This window comes from Streptomyces sp. NPDC001903 (assembly GCF_042891345.1).
In the GTDB taxonomy this organism is placed as follows: domain Bacteria; phylum Actinomycetota; class Actinomycetes; order Streptomycetales; family Streptomycetaceae; genus Streptomyces.
Genome location: NZ_JBIASZ010000034.1, coordinates 22,748 through 39,920, shown reverse-complemented (window position 1 = coordinate 39,920; position 17,173 = coordinate 22,748). Strand labels below are relative to the sequence as shown.

Annotated in this window: 13 protein-coding genes; 8 read left to right on the top strand and 5 right to left on the bottom strand. The window is 73.9% G+C overall.

Annotated elements, in window-relative coordinates; all coding sequences use genetic code 11:
* The first annotated feature begins 220 nt into the window (after window positions 1-220).
* Window positions 221-730, top strand: coding sequence for a hypothetical protein (locus tag ACFYZS_RS39730; protein ID WP_389024253.1), 510 nt, complete (start codon window positions 221-223; stop codon window positions 728-730).
* A 190-nt stretch (window positions 731-920) separates the two neighbouring features.
* Here ACFYZS_RS39730 and ACFYZS_RS39725 read toward each other — a convergent pair whose 3' ends face one another.
* Window positions 921-2,120 (bottom strand): low temperature requirement protein A, encoded by a 1,200-nt coding sequence (locus ACFYZS_RS39725; protein ID WP_389024250.1) that lies wholly within the window; start codon window positions 2,118-2,120, stop codon window positions 921-923.
* 26 nt (window positions 2,121-2,146) lie between these two features.
* Here ACFYZS_RS39725 and ACFYZS_RS39720 point away from each other — a divergent pair, with 26 nt between their 5' ends.
* The 4 genes from ACFYZS_RS39720 to ACFYZS_RS39705 all read left to right on the top strand — a co-directional run bounded on the left by ACFYZS_RS39720 (window position 2,147) and on the right by ACFYZS_RS39705 (window position 7,031).
* The gene (locus tag ACFYZS_RS39720; RefSeq protein WP_389024248.1) at window positions 2,147-2,551 is read left to right on the top strand and encodes an ACT domain-containing protein; all 405 of its coding nucleotides are present in this window, start codon (window positions 2,147-2,149) and stop codon (window positions 2,549-2,551) included.
* A gap of 126 nt (window positions 2,552-2,677) precedes the next feature.
* Window positions 2,678-5,521, top strand: a complete 2,844-nt coding sequence (locus tag ACFYZS_RS39715) for an ATP-binding protein (RefSeq protein ID WP_389024245.1) — start codon at window positions 2,678-2,680, stop codon at window positions 5,519-5,521.
* 34 nt (window positions 5,522-5,555) lie between these two features.
* Window positions 5,556-6,389, top strand: a complete 834-nt coding sequence (locus tag ACFYZS_RS39710; protein ID WP_389024242.1) for a maleylpyruvate isomerase N-terminal domain-containing protein — start codon at window positions 5,556-5,558, stop codon at window positions 6,387-6,389.
* A 141-nt stretch (window positions 6,390-6,530) separates the two neighbouring features.
* Complete coding sequence (locus tag ACFYZS_RS39705; RefSeq protein ID WP_053692757.1) at window positions 6,531-7,031, top strand: hypothetical protein; 501 nt, start codon at window positions 6,531-6,533, stop codon at window positions 7,029-7,031.
* Here the strand turns inward: ACFYZS_RS39705 and kstD are convergent.
* Together kstD and ACFYZS_RS39695 are read right to left on the bottom strand one after the other, a co-directional pair.
* Window positions 7,028-8,854 (bottom strand): 3-oxosteroid 1-dehydrogenase, encoded by a 1,827-nt coding sequence (kstD, locus tag ACFYZS_RS39700; protein WP_389024240.1) that lies wholly within the window; start codon window positions 8,852-8,854, stop codon window positions 7,028-7,030. The genes ACFYZS_RS39705 and kstD overlap by 4 nt on opposite strands.
* Before the next feature lie 204 nt (window positions 8,855-9,058).
* Window positions 9,059-10,183 (bottom strand): aminoglycoside phosphotransferase family protein, encoded by a 1,125-nt coding sequence (locus tag ACFYZS_RS39695; protein ID WP_389024237.1) that lies wholly within the window; start codon window positions 10,181-10,183, stop codon window positions 9,059-9,061.
* 230 nt (window positions 10,184-10,413) lie between these two features.
* On the opposite strand from ACFYZS_RS39695, the gene ACFYZS_RS39690 reads away from it, so the two are divergent.
* A complete protein-coding gene (locus tag ACFYZS_RS39690; RefSeq protein WP_389024235.1) occupies window positions 10,414-11,895 on the top strand; it encodes a hypothetical protein in 1,482 nt (493 codons plus the stop codon).
* A 120-nt stretch (window positions 11,896-12,015) separates the two neighbouring features.
* Here the strand turns inward: ACFYZS_RS39690 and ACFYZS_RS39685 are convergent, their stop codons facing one another.
* The gene (locus ACFYZS_RS39685; protein ID WP_389024232.1) at window positions 12,016-13,458 is read right to left on the bottom strand and encodes a PP2C family protein-serine/threonine phosphatase; all 1,443 of its coding nucleotides are present in this window, start codon (window positions 13,456-13,458) and stop codon (window positions 12,016-12,018) included.
* A 207-nt stretch (window positions 13,459-13,665) separates the two neighbouring features.
* Window positions 13,666-13,914 (bottom strand): SCO4226 family nickel-binding protein, encoded by a 249-nt coding sequence (locus ACFYZS_RS39680; protein ID WP_389024229.1) that lies wholly within the window; start codon window positions 13,912-13,914, stop codon window positions 13,666-13,668.
* A 316-nt stretch (window positions 13,915-14,230) separates the two neighbouring features.
* Between ACFYZS_RS39680 and ACFYZS_RS39675 the strand changes: the two genes are divergently transcribed.
* Together ACFYZS_RS39675 and ACFYZS_RS39670 are read left to right on the top strand one after the other, a co-directional pair.
* A complete protein-coding gene (locus ACFYZS_RS39675) occupies window positions 14,231-16,462 on the top strand; it encodes a molybdopterin cofactor-binding domain-containing protein (RefSeq protein WP_389024227.1) in 2,232 nt (743 codons plus the stop codon).
* A gap of 28 nt (window positions 16,463-16,490) precedes the next feature.
* On the top strand, window positions 16,491-16,946 hold the full coding sequence (locus ACFYZS_RS39670) for a (2Fe-2S)-binding protein (protein WP_389024224.1): 456 nt from the start codon (window positions 16,491-16,493) through the stop codon (window positions 16,944-16,946).
* Window positions 16,947-17,173 lie beyond the last annotated feature (227 nt).

Genomic DNA, 17,173 nt, shown 5'->3' with positions numbered 1-17,173 from the left:
AAGCCCGTGTACTGGACGTACTCGGGATTTCGCCCGGTGCGCCGAGAGCGCGTGCCGGGCGCCGCGGGGCAGGCGGGACTTTGCGGACACCCCCTGGCCGGCGGCCCGCGGGTGCGGGGGCGAGGGCGGAGGCCGCCGGCGGCGCGACGCCGAATTCCCTTGCACCCCGCGGAGCGCCCCCGCACCATGGGTGCCATGAAGACCATCCGCCGAAAGGGCGATGCCGCGTAGACGGCCCGGCGCGCTGCGCGCCGAACGAGGACGGTTCGAGGACCGCCGACCGCCCGCCTGGGCGCGGGAACTGCCCCCCGTGGACCGGTTGTCGCCGGCCGTGAGTGCCGGGGTCCACTGGGTCCAGCACGAGCAGAGCGCGAGTTGCACCGATCTCGCAGACCTCTTGCGCCGGTACCGCGCGTTCCTGAACCGGCCCGGCGGCCGGTTGCGGCTGGTCGCCTCGCGGGTGCCGGCCTGCCCGTGCTGCGCGCTCGACGACCTGGCCGAGGTCCGGGACAGGCTGGGCGAGGTCTACCGGAGGCTGCCGCCGCAGGCGCGCACGGCGCTGGGCCGCGTCCTGTGCGCCTTGGACGCGGAGTTGCGGCGCCGCACGCTCCCGGACCCGGATTCGCCACCCAGCCACTGGGCCGACCGGATCGAGTACGTCGACGACTGGGCCCGGTGGCGCGGCATCCCGTACGCCTGGTGGCACCGCCGGATCTACGAGCACGGCTGACCGGGACACCCTCTATAGGGGGTGTCCGCAAAGTCCCGCCTGCCCCGCGGCGCCCGGCACGCGCTCTCGGCGCACCGGGCGAAATCCCGAGTACGTCCAGTACACGGGCTTCCGCCCGGCACACCGAGAGCACGCACCGGACGCCGCGAGACCGCCCTTCGGGCGCACGGCGCTACTTTGCGGACACCCCCTAGGGGGTGTCCGGTCGACCCGGTGCCGGCGTCCGCGGGAGCCGGTCCACCAGCACCCGCGGCCACGCCGCCGCCACCACCAGCACCCACACCAGTTGTACGGCCGCGGCGTCCCGGGCCAGCGCCGCGGCCACCAGTACGACCGCCGACGAAGGCCCCACCAGCAGCAGGACCTCGCGCAGCCCGCGGCCCGAGCCGAGCGCGGCCACCCCGGCGATCGCCAGGTACACCGCGAGGCTTCCGCAGAGCAGCCACCGCACCGACCCGGGGACCGGGTGGTCCGTGTACTCCACCGCGTCGCCGAGCGCCGCCGCCAGCGCCGCCACCGCGCCGGCGACGAAGCAGTGCAGCGGCAGGACCAGCCGTACCGGGAGGACGTCCCACGCCAGCAGCGGCACCCCGTCCGCCCCGTGCCGCAGCGACAGCGACCACAGCAGCAGGAGCAGCAGGAAGGCGCCGACGCCGACCCCGTACAGCGCCGCGTCCCACTCCACCTGCGAGGCGGCGGCCACCACCTGCGCCACCGCCTCGCCCAGCACGATCAGCTGGAACAGGCCCAGCCGCTCGCCGAGATGCGGCGCGTCCATCAGCGCCGCCACCGGCCTGGGCGAAGCCCGCCGCCTGCGCGCCGCCTCCTCGGCGTACTGCGCCTCCACCCGGGCCGCCAGCCGCTTGCCGGACACCGTGAACATGACCGCCAGGTCGATGGCCAGCCCCAGCGCCCACAGCGCGTAGCGGGCCGTCCCGTCGAACCACATCGAGACGATCCACGGCGTCAGCCCCAGCCCCAGCTGAGTGATGGGCAGATCGGGCACGTACTCGCCGCGCCGCTCCCACGCCTTGCCCGCCAGCGACCGCACCAGGATGTAGGCCAGGGCGAACGCCCCCGCACGGTCCTCCCGTACGCCGTGCACCGAGGCCGCCATCACCGCCATGCCGAACATGCCCGCCAGCACCGTCCAGGTGCGGGTCTCCTCGCCGCTGACGTTCCCGTACACCGTGAACAGCATCCAGGCCGTCCAGAAGGCCAGGAACATCACCGCGTACAGCGCCACATCGCCCGGGCCGGGGCTGCCGTGCAGCAGGTGCGCCAGCTGGGCGACGCCCGCCACCGCCGTCAGGTCGAAGAACAGCTCCAGCCAGGAGGCGTGCCGTTCGCCCTCGGCGGGCGCCGACGCTGCGGGCGCGGAATCGGTCATACCGGGATGATAGGTAGGGTGGCGGCATGAGCGGCGAGAGCGACCTGAGGAAACTGCTGAGCGGCATGCGCCCCGAACTGCACGAGGGGCGGTACGTCTTCTGCACGGTCCCAGGAGCCTCGGCGCCCCCGGAGGGAACCACCCCCGTCGCCACCGTCCTGGAGGCCGAGGGGCTCACCCTGGTCCTGCGCCGGGAGGAGGCCGACGCGGTCGGCCTCGCCTACGACTACACCGCCGGGTGGATCACCCTGCGCATCCACTCCGCCCTCGACGCGGTCGGCCTCACCGGAGCCTTCGCCGCCGAGCTCGCCGCGCACGGACTCAGCTGCAACGTGATCGCCGGGTACCACCACGACCACCTCTTCGTGCCCGCCGAGCGGGCGGCCGAAGCCGTGGCCGTTCTGGAAGAACTGGCAACCCGTTCGATGTAATTGAGACACCCGTAAACGGCCCGGACGCACGATCCCGAAGATTCCGATCTTTCTCGGCCGAACGCCTTCGCGCGTGCGTGCGCGGGCGTACGCTGATGCCCCGAACCGGCCCGGGGGGTACCAGCCATGACGGAACGCCCGACCCGCAGGCGGCGCAAACTGTTCGAACGCGAGGCCGAACTCGCCACCGTGGACGAGGCCCTGGCACAGCTCGGCGGCAGCGGCAGCGGCAGCGGCACCGGCGCGGGCGGCACACTGCTCGCCTTCTCCGGCCCCGCCGGCCTCGGCAAGACCACCCTCCTCACCGAAGTGCGCCGCCGCGCCCTCGCCCGCGACTGCACCCTGCTGGCCGCCCGCGGCGGCGAACAGGAGCAGAGCCAGCCCTTCCACGTCGCCCGCCAGCTCATCCAGCCGCACCTCGCGGGCCGCCCCGAGGAGGAGCTGCGCGCCGCCCTCGGCAGCTGGTACTCCATCGTCGGCCCCGCGCTCGGCCTCTGCGCGCCCGAACAGGGCGCCCCGCCCGACCCCCAGGGCCTGCGCGACGGCCTCGACTGGGTCCTCACCCACCTCACCGTGCAGCGCGCCCCCGTCGCCCTCGTCCTCGACGACGCCCACTGGGCCGACCCCGAATCCCTCTCCTGGCTCGCCGCCTTCGCCCCGCGCACCGAGCACCTCCCGCTGCTCCTCGTCGTCGCGTACCGCCCCGAGGAACTCCCCTCCCACGCCGAGGCCTTCCGTACGCTGCCCGGCCGCGCGGGACACCGCCCGCTGGCCCTCGCACCGCTCACCGAGGCCGCCGTGACCACCCTGGTCCGCGAGGCCGTCGGAGCCCACGCCGACGACGCCTTCTGCCGGGAGGCCTGGGCCGTCACCACCGGCAACCCCTTCGAGGCCGTCGAGCTCACCGCCAAGGTCCGCGACAAGGGCCTCGACCCCACCTCGGCCAGCGCCCCGCTGCTGCGCGACCTCGCCGCCGCCCAGCGCGGCAGCGGCCTCGTCGCCCGCTTCGAGCGGCTCGGCCCGTCCACCGTCCGCTTCGGCTGGGCCTGCGCCGTCCTCGGCACCGCCATCCCGCAGGAACTCGCCGCCCGCGTCGCCGGGCTCGGCCCCGAGGAGGCCGCCGACGCGACCGCCCGGCTCCGGGAGGCCCGCATCCTGTCCGCCCCCGGCGAAGAGGCCGACGCCGGGCTGGAGTTCGTCCACCCGCTGATCGCCACCGCCCTCTACCGGTCCATCCCCGACGCCCTGCGCGTGGCCCTCCACGGCCAGGCCGCCGTGGCCGTCGTCGACGCAGGACTCGGGTCCTCCGCCGCCGCCCGCCACCTCTTGGAGACCCACCCCGAGAACGACCCCTGGGTGGTACGGACCCTGCGCACGGCCGCCGCCGAGAACCTGCGGGCCGGCGCCCCCGAGGCCGCCCGCCGCCAGCTCGCGCGCGCCCTGCGCGAACCCCCGGACTTCGACGAGCGCGCGGCCGTGCTGTACGAGCTCGGCTGCGCCTCCCTCCTCACCGAACCGGCCAACACCGTCAACCACCTCAGGGCCGCGCTCGCCGAACCCTTCGACGACCCCGCGCTGCGCCAGGGCATCGTCATCCGGCTGGCCCAGGTCCTCGCCCACAGCGACCGCCTCGCCGAAGCCTCCGACTCGCTCGCGCGGGAGATCCCGTCCACCCGCGACGTCCGGGCCCGGCTGCGCCTGCAGTCCGAGCAGTTCATGTGGGACGCCTTCGACGCCGTCGAGCCCGACTCCCCGGCGCGCTCGCGCAGGCTGGCCCGGCTCGCCGACCGGCTGACCGGCCGCGACCTCACCGAGCGCTACGTCATCGGACTGCGCGCCTGGGACGCCTGCCTGCGCGGGGAGCCGGTCGACGTGGTCCTGCACCACGCGGTACGCGCCCTGGGCACGGAATTCAGCTGGGCGCACGAGGACCGCGGCTTCGAGGTGCCGGTGCTCGCCGCCATGGTCCACATGTACGCGGACCGGCCCGGGCGCGCGGAAGAGCTGTTCGAGGCGGGCACCGCCGAATTCGAGCGGCAGGGCTGGCGCGGGGCCCACCTGTCGTTCGCGTACAGCCTGCGCGCGTACATCCGCTACCGGCGCGGGCGGCTCGCGGAAGCCGAGGAGCTGGCCCGGGCCGGGCTGCGGCTCGCCGAGCGGGTGGGCCGCGGCACGCCCGTGCACTGGTACGCCATCGCCATCCTCGCCACGACCCTGCTCGCGCGGGGGCGGGTGGACGAGGCCTGGGAGCTGGCGCGGGAGCACGGGTTCGGGGAGTCCTTCCCGGCGGCGGTGGTCTTCCCGGACGCGCAGACCGTCTACGCGGAACTGCTCCTGGCCCGGGGCCAGACGAAGGCCGCGGCGGCCGAACTGGAGGCCGTGGACCGCAGGCTGAGCCCGCGCGGGATCAGGAACCCGACCTGGTGCCCCTGGCAGCTGCACCTGGCCCGGGCGGTGGCGGCGGAGGACCCCGAGCGGGCCCGCGACCTGGCCGAGGACGCGGTCCGCCGGGCCCGGGCCTTCGGCGCCCCCTCGGGCATCGGCCAGGCGCTGCGGGTCGCCGCGGAGGTCGCACCCCCGGGAGAGCGTCCGGCGCTGCTGACCGAAGCGGTGTCCCTGCTGTCCGAGTCGCCCGCGGGGTACGAGCTGGCCCTCGCCCTCGCCGCACTGGGAACCGAGCTGCGCGACACGGCCCTGCTGGCCCGGGCCGCGGTGACCGCCCGCCAGTGCGGCGCCGACGGCCTGGAGCGCGGCGCGGTGGACGCCGTGCTCGCGCTCGGCGGAGCGCTGCCGTGCGCCGCGGCGCACGAGGGCGCCCTCACGGAGGAAGAGGCCGGGCTGGCGCGCCGGGCCGCCGAAGGAGACCCGGCGGTGTCCGGCCCGGTCCTGTCGGCGGTCTGCCGCAAACTCGGCACGGACCGCACCGGTCTCCGCGAGGCGCTGGAGGTGTTCGCCCGCAGCTCAAGGTGATACGGCCGCCGCCGGCGGGGGCAGGGTCAACCCCATGGACCACTCGACGAGGCTCTCCCACTTCCGCAACGAGACGTCGGCCTTCGAGAAGGCCGTCCGGCGCGCGATCGACGAGGCCGGCGCCGCCCCGGTTCCGCTGGTGCCGTCCTGCCCCGGGTGGTCGGTCGCCGACCTGGTGGGGCACCTGGGCGCGGTGCACCGGTTCGTGGCCCGCATCCTGCGCGAGCGCCTCGCACAGGCCCCCGACCACACCGATCCCACGATCTTCGAGCTCCCGCGGGACCCGGCCGTACGGGCGGCCTGGCCGAAGCCGGAGGGCGAACCGCACCGGGGGCCGGTGCCACGGGCGCTGACGGAGTGGTTCGCCCAGGGCGCGCGGCAGCTGGAAGCCCTCTTCGAGGAGCTCGGGCCGGACGTGCCGGTGTGGACGTGGTCGGCGGACTCCGGGGAGCGCACGAGCGGCTTCTGGCTGCGCATGCAGACCATCGAGCTGGCCGTACACCGGTGGGACGCCCAGTCCGCCACCGGGGCGCCGGAGCCGGTCGACGCGGCGATCGCCGCGGACGCGGTCCCGCAGAGCTTCGAGACGATGGCCCCGTTCCGGCGGGCCGCCGCCGGGGCCCCGGCCGGGGCGGGCGAGCGGTACCGCTTCCGGCGTACGGACGGTCCCGGCTCCTGGACCGTGACCTTCTCCGGGGACCGGGTCCTGGTGGAGCACGGGGCCCGCGCCGCGGCGGACGTGGAGGCGGCGGGCACGGCGTCGGACCTGATGCTGTTCCTGTGGCGGAGGATCCCGGCGTCCGCGCTGCGGGTCACGGGCGACGCGGAGCTGCTGGCGCACTACTTCACCCTGGTCCCGCCGGTGTGAGCGCCGCCCGGCCCCGCCGTCCGCTCCGGCCCCGCCGCCGGGAGGGCCCCGCGGCGGGGACCCCGAGGGGCGGGGCGGCGCCCCGGGGCCGTGGGCCGGGGGCGGGCCTGGAAATGCGGGGCGGGCACGTACCATGGCGGCATGTCCTTCCTCCGCCGCAACCGCGCCGCCACACCCGCCGGCCCGGACTTCGACGTCCTGGCCATGGACCCGGGGGACTGGCCGGGCAATCTCGGGGCCGGGCTGCTGCCCGCGCCCGACGGCAGCTGCCAGGGCGTCTTTCTCCGCTACGACCTGTTCGGCGGACGCGGCCCCGCAATGATCATCGGCAACCTCCCCGAGGGCTCCCCGGCCCGGGAGCTCACCGACGGCCAGGTCCCCTTCGAGGTGGCCCAGCTCCTCGACGCCCTCGAGAACGACGAGGACGTCGAGGTCACCGGCATCGAGGACTGCCCCGTCATGCAGGGCGACAACCTCCTCATCGTCCGCAAGGTCAAGCTCTCCGAGGGCCGGATCAGCTGCGTGCAGTTCGACCGCAGTGACAACGTGCTGGTCACCATCGCCAGCTGGGACCGGCCCATCACCGACGACCTCTACGCCCTGCTGAAGCCGCTCCCCGCCGAGCTCTTCCAGCAGGGCTAGCCCGCGGCCGTGTCCGCGATGTCGTTGGCCGCCACGTAGCCGAACGTCATCGCGGGGCCGATCGTGGAACCCGCCCCCGCGTAGCTGTGGCCCATCACCGCCGCGCTCGCGTTGCCCGCAGCCCACAGGCCCCGGATCACCGAGCCGTCGGGGCGCAGCGCGCGGGCGCGCGCGTCCGTGACGATGCCGCCCTTCGTGCCCAGGTCACCCGGCACGATCTTGAAGGCGTGGAACGGTGGCGCCCAGATCGGGGCCAGGCACGAGTTCGGCTGCACCCCCGGGTCCGTGTAGTAGTGGTCGTACGCCGTGTCCCCCCGGTGGAAATCGGGGTCGGTGCCGTTCCACGCCTGGGTGTTGAACCGGTTGAGGGTGGCGCGCAGCGCTCCCGCCGGGACGCCGATCTGGCCCGCCAGCGCGTCCCAGGTCCACGCCTTCTTCGCGGCCCCCGCCTCGTACCAGGCGTCCGGGAAGACGATCGTCGGCAGGATGTCCTTGAACAGGTACTTGTTGCGGTAGTTCTGGTCCACGATCAGCCAGGCCGGGATGTGCGAGCCCGTCGCGCCCCGGTCCTTCTCGTACATCACGTGCACCACGTCGCTGTACGGGGCCGCCTCGTTGACGAACCGCGCCCCCGCCCGGTTCACGATCAGCCCGCCGGGAAGCGTGCGCTCCGCCAGGCAGAAGTACGGCTCCCCGGGCAGCGGGATCGACGGCCCCCACCAGGCGTCCTCCATCAGCGCCAGCGCGGCCCCGGCCCGCTGCCCCGCCCGGATCCCGTCACCCGTGTTCTCCTTGGCGCCGACCGACCACTGGGTGCCGATCGGCTGCTGCTGGTACTGCGCCCGCATCTCCGCGTTGTGCTCGAAGCCGCCCGAGCCGACGACCACGCCCTTGCGGGCCCGTACGACACCCCGTACGCCCTCCTTCTCCACCACCACCCCGGTGACGGCGCCGCCCTCCTGCACGAGGTCGACCAGCGGGCTGTTCAGCCACACCGGCACGCCCGCCCGCATCAGTCCGGCCCGCAGCCCGGCCGCCAGCGCCTGGCCCATCGTCAGCGGCTTCTGCCCGCACAGTGCGGCCTTCGTCCCGCGCGCCAGGCACTCCGTGGACACCGCGAGGCCCTTGGCGTTCACCGCCGCCAGGTTCAGCCACTTGTAGTCCTGGCTGAACACCACCATCCCGGCCGGCACCGGCATGTACGCCGGGTTCAGCCGGGCCAGTTCCTCCCCCAGGAGATGGCCGTCGATCTGGTCGGGCTCGATGGACCGGCCGTTCGCCAGCCCGCCCGGGAGGTTCGGATAGTAGTCGCTGTACCCGTCCATGTACCGGAAGCGCAGCGGGCTGTTGGCCATCACGAAGTCCAGCATCTTGGGGCCGTTGGCGAGGAAGGCCGCCTGCCGGTCCGCCGGCGAGCCGTCGCCGACGACCGCCGCCAGGTACGCCGCCGCCTTCTGCGGGGTGTCCGGCACGCCCGCCGCCAGGATCACCGAGTTGTTCGGCAGCCAGATCCCGGCACCGGAGCGCGCCGCCGAACCACCGAACGTCGGGGCCTTCTCGACCACCAGCACGCTCAGGCCCCGCTGGGCGGCGGTGAGCGCGGCGGTCATCCCGGCCGCCCCGGACCCGACCACGACCACGTCGTACTCGCCGAGCGGAACCCCCGCACCGGCCCCGTCGGCTCGCGCGGGGGCCGACGGCAGGACGGCCGCGGCGAGCACCCCCGCCCCGGCCCCCGCGAGGACCGTGCGGCGGGAGGGAGGGGAGGCGGGGGGAGCGGGGGAAGCGGGGGGAGGGCATGCGGACTCGGCGCTTGCGGACATGGGCGGGCTCCAGCGGAGTGGGGAGGCGGGGACGGTCGGCGGCTCCAGCATTTCTGATGCTGAGTCAGAAAAGGTGTTCGGGGGATCATGTGATGTCAAGGCATGCGCAGGGGTGACGAGACGGCCCGGAACGCACGAAATCCCGTGGTACGCACACCGGGTGCGTACGGCACGGGATTTTCGTACGGGGTCGGGCCGCCGGGGTCAGCGGGTTCCGACCGCCGCGCGTACCGCCCTGCGGGCCATGCCGCAGTCGTCGTGCAGACGGCGCAGCAGCAGCCGCTGCTCCTCGCCGGAGGACAGGGCGCCCGTCGGCAGCGGGTGGCTCGGGGCGGTGGCCAGCATGGAGCGCTGCACCGCCGTCTCGCACATCCGGATCTCCCGCGTCAGCACCAGCATCAGGTTGACCAGGAACGCGTCCCGCGAGGCCGGACCGGCCGACTGGGCGAGCCGGCTGATCTGGCTGCGGTCGGCCGGGGCGTCGCCCAGCACCGTCCACAGCGTGGCCAGGTCGTAGCCGGGCAGGTACCAGCCCGCGTGCTCCCAGTCGAGCAGCACCGGCCCCGCCGGGGACAGCAGCAGGTTCGACAGCAGCGCGTCACCGTGGTTGAACTGCCGCTGGACGCCCGCCAGTTTCAGCCCGCACAGCAGCTTCTGCAGATCACCCAGGTCCCGGTCGGTCAGCAGTCCCAGCTCGTGGTACCGCGCCACGCGCTGCCCGTAGTTCAGCGGGTCGCCGAAGAGATCGGTCGGCGGACGCCACTGGTTCACCCGGCACACCGCGCCCAGCGCGGCCCGCACGTCGGCCCGCGGCGGGGCCTCGACGGGGTGCCTCTGCAAAGCCGCGACCCGGCCCGCCATCCGCTCGACCACCAGCGTGCAGTTCTCGGGGTCCGCGGCGATCAGCCGCGGCACCCGGACCGGCGGGCGGTGCCGGACGAACGCCCGGTACGCCGCTATTTCGTGCCGGTACCGCTCGCGCCATTCCGGCGAGTGGTCCAGTAAAACCTTGGCGACCGCGGTCATCCGGCCTGTGGTCCCGACCAGGAGGACCGACCGTCCGCTGCGCCGCAGCACCTGGACCGGCGCGAACTCCGGACAGATCCGCTGCACCGAGGCCAGCGCGGTGCGCAGCTGCGCACCCTGCGGCCCCGACAGGTCGATTCTTCCGCTGAGCGGCTGCGATCCGGCACCCGGCATCCGCCGCGCCCGTACGGCGCCCTGCGCCGGTGCCGCCTGGCGGCCGGGATCGAGGTAGGGGCCGCCGCCCGCCTGGAGCGTGCGGTGCGGCCGGACCGGGGCGGACACGGAGGACGTTGCTGCGTACATGGCGTTACGGATCCCTTCGTGCGCCGACGAGTTGCGTACGCCACCCCGCCGGTCCCGTACTTCACCCTGGGGAGTTCCGCCCGGAGACCGGGTCGGGGAGGCGCATTCCTACCTGACACCCGGCCGTGGGTGGCGGACCACGAAGCGTGCCCTGGCGAAGCCTGGCGAATATGCACGGGGCCTCTGACGGCGGGCTACTGTCAAATCAGCCGAGAACCTGGGGGCTTGACGTGAGCAAAGGACCAAACACCCGCCTGAACGACTTGTTCGGCCTGGCCGGCTGGTCGAAGGGTGAGCTTGCGAGGATGGTCAACCGGCAGGCGGCGGCCATGGGCCACCACCAGCTGGCCACCGACACCTCGCGGGTACGGCGCTGGATCGACATGGGGGAGACCCCGCGCGAACCGGTGCCGACCGTACTGGCAGCCCTGTTCACCGAGCGGCTCGGTCGTGTCGTGACCATCGAGGACCTCGGGTTCGTACGGCAGCGGCGCACCACCAAACGGCAGCCGGACGGGGCGAAGGAGAACCCCGACGGAATGCCCTGGGCGCCCGAACGCACAGCCGCGGTCCTCACCGAATTCACGGGAATGGACCTCATGCTCAACCGTCGCGGTCTGATGGGCGCGGGTGTCGCGCTCACCGCCGGCTCCGCCCTCACCCACGCCATGAACGACTGGCTCCACACCGATCCCGCCCCCGCCAAGGCCCCGCAGAACTTCGGCGACTCCTACCAGGCCGATCCGATCGGCTACGACCGCTACGAAGCCGCCCCCATCGGCTCCCAGGAGATCGAGGCGCTGGAACGCTCCGTGGAGGTGTTCCGCGCCTGGGACGCCTCCCGGGGAGGCGGACTGCAGCGCAAGGCCGTGGTCGGCCAGCTCAACGAGGTCGGCGGCATGCTCGCGTACCACCACCCCGACCACCTCCAGCGGCGGCTGTGGGGGGTGGCGGCCAACCTGGCGGTGCTGGCCGGCTGGATGTCCCACGACGTGGGCCTCGAACCCACCGCGCAGAAGTACTTCGTCATCGCCGCGCACGCCGCCCGCGAGGGCGGGGACCGGCCGCGGGCCGGCGAAGCGCTCTCCCGGGCCGCGCGCCAGATGGTCCACCTGGGCAAGCCGCACGAGGCCCTGGACCTGATGAAGCTGGCCCAGTCCGGCTCCGGCGAGCAGACCCTGCCCCGTACCCGCGCCATGCTGCACACCATCGAGGCCTGGGCGCAGGCCGCGATGGGCAAGGGCCAGGCCATGCGGCGCACCCTCGGCGAGGCCGAGGACCTGTTCGTCTCGGACAAGGGCGACGTCCCGCCGCCGTCGTGGATGCAGAACTTCGACGAGGCCGACCTGCACGGCATGCAGGCCCTGGCCTTCCGTACCCTCGCCGACCACGACCCCTCGGCCGCGCCGATCGCCCAGCGGCACGCCCGGGAGGCGCTGCGGCTGCGCTCGGGCGGCCACCAGCGCTCGCAGATCTTCGACTACATCTCCATGGCGTCGGCCTGCTTCATCGCCGACGACCCGGAGCAGGCCGACCGCTACGCCCGGCTCGCGCTGGTCTCGATGAACGAGACCTCCTCGCACCGGACTTGGGACCGGCTGCGCGAGATGTACCGGCTCACCGGCCAGTACGCCGGGTACGCGCGGATCGAGGACCTGCGCGCGGAGATCGAACTGGCCCTGCCGAACAGCCCGTCGCAGCGCACCGTCTAGCCTTGCGCGGGCACCCCGTGCCGGTGCGCGCACCGGCACCCGTACGGAACGGAGAACAGAAAGGCCGCGCCCCGCGGCGCGGCCCTGAAGCGGTACCCGTCCGCCCTCGGCGGAGGGTCGTCAGCCCCCGACCTTGGCCACCAGGACGCAGGCGTCGTCCTCGCGCTCACCCACACCGAACTCCTCGACCACCATCCGCACGCAGTCCTGTGCCGACCGCGCGCCCGCGAACCGCGGCGCGAGGGCCAGCAGCCGCCCGGTGCCGTCCGCCCGGCTGAACTCGATGCTGCGCGGCGTCAGTCCGTCCGTGTGCAGGACGAGCACGTCGCCCGGTTCCAGCCGCTCCTCGGCCTGCCCGTACGCCGCTCCCGAGGTCGCGCCCAGCAGTACGCCCTCCGGCGGCTGCAGGGCGCGGCCGGAGCCGCCGCGGAACAGCAGCGGGGCCGGATGGCCGGCCTGGGCCCAGGACAGCACGCGGCGCGCGGGATCGTAGCGGCAGCACACCGCCGAGCCGAGCGCCGGCTGCACGGAGGCCTCCAGGAGCTGGTTGAGCCAGCCCATCAGCGGGCCCGGCTCGATCCCGGCCATCGCCATGCCGCGCAGGGCGCCGAGCATCATCGCCATCCCGGAGGTGGCCGTCACCCCGTGCCCGGTCAGGTCGCCCACGGTCAGCAGCGAGCGGCCGTCGGGCAGTTCGAGCGCGTCGTACCAGTCCCCGCCGACCAGCGCGCTGGTCGCCGCGGGCAGGTAGTGCGCGGCCACGTCGAGCGCTCCGGTGGTGTGGTGCGGGAACCGCAGGGAGCCGCGCCACGGGGGGAGCACGGCTTCCTGCAGCTCGACCGCCAGCCGGTGCTCGGTCTGCGCGATCTCCCGCCGGCGCTGCAGCGAGTCACGGGACTCGCGTACGGCGCGCTGGCTTCGGCGCAGCTCACTCACGTCCCGGAGCACGGCCCACATGGAGGCCGTACAGCCGTCGGAGTCGAGCACCGGCTCGCCTCGCATGTGCAGCGTCCGGACCCGGCCGTCGGCCCGGACGATGCGGAACTCGCCGTCGATCGGCTTTCCGTCGACCAGACAGGCCGTCACCATCGAGGTGAGCAGCGGCTGGTCATCGGAGAAGAGCGTGGAGCCGAGTTCGTCGAGGGGGAGCGGGCCCGCCTCGGGCGAGCGGCCGAAGATCTGGAACAGCTCCTCGGACCAGTTGACCTCGTCGGTGAGCAGGTTCCACTCGGCGCTGCCCACGCGGGTCTGCCCCGCCTCGGGCCCGGCCGTCTCCTCCTGCGCCGCGCCCTCGGAGAGTCCGTCGAGTCCGTCGAGTTCGGGGGCGGCCGGCACGCCCTCCCTGAGCTGGCCCAAGTGCTCGCCCAGGTCGTCGAGTTGGTGGACGGCGAGGTCGCACAGCGCCCGCTGCCAGCGGCCCTGCGCGTCGTCGTCGTCGACGACCGTGTCGCGGCGCACCGCGTCCACCTCGCCGCGGAGCCGCCGGGTCTGCGAGATCAGCGCGTCCACCGGCCCTGGCTCGGGCGGCTGCGCGGGACGGTCCGCGAAGAGGTGGGACGGCATGAGAACTCCGATACAGGCGGCGCGGTACGGCCATGTCTGAAGGAAGGACCGGTTACGACTGTTGCACAGGCGGCGACGACCCGTAAGGCGTTTGGCAACATCCGTAAGGGCCTTGCTTCGGGCATATGCCAAGGGCCTCCCGGCCCCCCCTTCGCCTGTACGAACAATTCCGGTCAGCCCCTCCCGGGCTGCCGGCGGCCTCCCGCGTCACACGCTGATCGGCACCGGGTGGATCTCGCTCGCCGGGTGCCCGGTGCGCTCGTGGATCCGCATCACCGCGTCCGCCGAGGGCGCCTCGGAGAGGCAGTACACCGTGCCGGAGGCGGGGTCGGCCCAGGCGCGCTCGAAGTGCACCTTCTCCTCGTGCTCGATCGCCAGGTCCGCCTTGTGGGCGGCCATCAGCTCGGCTTCCGTGATGCCCTTCATGTCGTGGTGGACATCCATGTACATCGTCACCGCGCACACCTCCTCACGTGATGGCGGCTCGTGCGGCCGTCTCCTCCCATCGTCCTCCCGCGGCCGGAAACCGGCCTCGTGGAGGGCGCGGATCGATCGTACGGACGAGGTGTACGACACTTCCGGGCGGCGGAACCCGTACAGGAGCCGGATCAACGCCCCCGCGGGGGTACCCCCCGAACGAAGGACCCCGTCCGTGCGCGGCGTCGACGACACTCCGCTTCCCAGCTCATCGCATGATCGCTACGCTACGTGCCGGTAACGAGCCGGGGAGGTCCGCGGGCACGCGGATCCGCGCAGGGTGGGGACACAGAACATGACCGGGCAGAGCCGTCCGGCGGCCGGGCAGAGCCGCCGCTCCTTCCTCACGTACCTCGTCGCGGCCCCGACGCTCGCCCTCGTCACCCGGGCCGGGGCCGACGCACTCGCCCCGCAGCCCGCCCACGCCGTGGTCCCGAGCCTTCCCGCCCCGGCCGATCTGGTGGACCTCGGAGACCTGTTCATCCTGGCCGGCGCGCCCACCTCCGCCCTGCTGGCGCTCTCCGTGGAGGCGGACGGGACCATCCGCTTCCGGCTGCCGCGCGAGGAGGTCGGCCAGGGCCTCACCACCGCCGTCGCGATGCTCGTCGCGGAGGAGCTCGACGCGCCGCTGGCCGCCGTCCGCGTCGAACTGGACGACGCGCGGCCGGAGCTGCTGTTCAACCAGCTCACCGGGAGCTCCAACTCCATCCGCTCCCTGTACGGGCCGGTCCGGCAGACCGCCGCCACCGCCCGGGCCCGCCTCCTCGCCGCGGCCGCCCGCCGCTGGGGCCTCTCCGCCTCCTCGCTGACCACCGCGAACGGCGTCGTACGGGCCCCCGACGGCCGCACCATCGCGTACGGCGGACTCGCCGCGGCCGCCGCCGACCCCGCCCTCGTCGTCCTCGGCGCCACCCCGAAGAAGGCGGCGCAGCACTCCCTCGTCGGCAGGCCCACCGGCCGGATCGACGCCCGCGCCATGGTGACCGGCGCCCAGCGGTACACCCTCGACCTCGACGTGCCCGGCGCCAAGCCCTGCGTGGTGCGCCGCCCGCCCAGCCTCGGCGGCGGCGTCAAGGGTGTCGCCAACCTCGCCGCCGTCCGGGCCATGCCCGGCGTCCTGCACGTCGTGACCGTCCCGACCGGCGTGGCCGTCGTCGCCGAGACCTTCGGCCAGGCCCTCGACGCCAAGGCCGCCCTCCAGGTCACCTGGGGACCCGGCCCGGCCGATCAGCTCTCCGACGAGCAGATCCGCGCCAAGCTGCGCGCCGCCACCCCGCCGCTGCTGGTGCCGCCGCTGCTCACCCCGTACGTGGACGCCGAGTTCGACTTCGCCTTCGTCAGCCACGCGCCCATGGAGACCAACTCCGCCGTGGCCGACGTACGGGAGGACCGCGCCGAGATCTGGTCCGGGCTCAAGTCCCCGATCGTGGCCCGCGAGACCATCGCCGCCGACCTCGGCCTGCCGCTCGACAAGGTCACCGTGCACGTGGTCCAGGCCGGCGGCTCCTTCGGGCGGCGGCTCTTCTTCGACGCCGCCCTGGAGGCCGCCCGCGTGTCGAAGGCCTGCCGCCGTCCCGTCCGGCTGATGTGGACCCGTGTCGACGACACCCGGCACGGCCGGATGCGCCCCGCGACCCACCACAAGATCCGCGCCACCCACCTGCTGGGCGAGGTGCTCTCGTTCGAGCACCGGGTGGCCGCCGCCGAGACCGACTTCCGACACGGGCTCGGCGAGATCATCACCGCCACCGCCGCCAGCCTGCCGCTCGGCATCGGCAACGCCACCCTCGCGCAGACCCTGTTCCACACCACGATCAAGTCCCCCTACCACTTCGGGCTCACCACCCACGGGCTCAGCGAGGTGCCCACCGGCATCCCGACCGGCTCCTGGCGCTCGGTGTACTCCGCCAACACCCGGGGCGCCGAGGAGATCGTGGTCGACGAACTCGCCGCCCGGACCGGCAAGGACCCGTACCGGTTCCGGCGCACCTTCCTGAAGACCGACGCGCAGCGCGCCGTCCTCGACAAGGCGGCGACGGAGGGGGAGTGGGGGCGGCCGATGCCGGCGGGCTGCGCCCAGGGCATCGCCTTCCACGAGGAGTACAAGTCCCGTACGGCCTGCCTGGTCGAGATCGACGCCCGCGACCCGGAGCACGTCCGCGTCACCAAGGCCGTCATCGCGGTGGACGTGGGCCTGCCCGTGAACCCGCGCGGACTGGAGGCCCAGATGATCGGCGGCCTCACCGACGCGATCTCCACCACCCTGAAGGCCGGCCTGCACCTGGACAAGGGGCTGCCGCTGGAGGGAAGTTACAGTCAGTTCCACTGGGCGCGGCAGCGCGACACCCCCCAGGACGTACGGGTCTTCGTCCTGCCGGCCACCGGGGAGGAGCCGGGCGGCGCGGGCGAGCTCGGCGTCCCGGCGGCGGTCGGCGCGATCGCCAACGCCTGGGCCAGGGCCACCGGTGCCAAGCCGCGCAGCTTCCCCCTCGACTTCGACGTCGACTTCACCCCGTACCCCCGCTAACCGGTAGCCCAGTTCAGGAGAGTCCGCCGTGCCCTCGCACACCTTCACCGTCAACGGGCAGAGCGTCACCGTGGACGCGCCCGACGATCTGCCCCTGCTGTGGGTGCTCCGCGACATGCTGGGCGTACGCGGCCCCAAGTACGGCTGCGGCGTGGACGTCTGCAAGGCCTGCACCAGCCATCTCGACGGGGCGGACATCCGCCCGTGCGTGGTGCCCGTGTCCGCGTGCGCCGGCAAGGCGGTCACCACCATCGAGGGGCTGGCGGACGGGGACGTGCTGCACCCCGTGCAGGAGGCCTGGCTCGAGCAGGACGTCGCCCAGTGCGGCTTCTGCCAGCCCGGCCAGATCATGGCCGCCGTCGCGCTGCTCAAGCGCACCGGTACGCCGACCGACGAGGACATCGACGCGATCGCCAACATCTGCCGCTGCGGCACCTACTTCCGCATCCGGGAGGCCATCCGCAGCGCGGCCGCCCGGATGTGAGCGTGCGGATGCGAGCGTCCGGACCCCGGGAATTCCCCCGTGCGTCCCGGGGCCCCGACCGCTCGGGTCAAACCTAGGCGGGCGCGGGCCGGTTCGCAGGATCCGCACTGCACAGTGACCGGACGGGCCGGGTATCACCGGGCACAGTGAGGCCTCGCGTGGTGGACTGTGACCGCGACGGCGCGACCCGGACCGAAGGGAACCTCTCATTTCGCACCCGCCCCTCC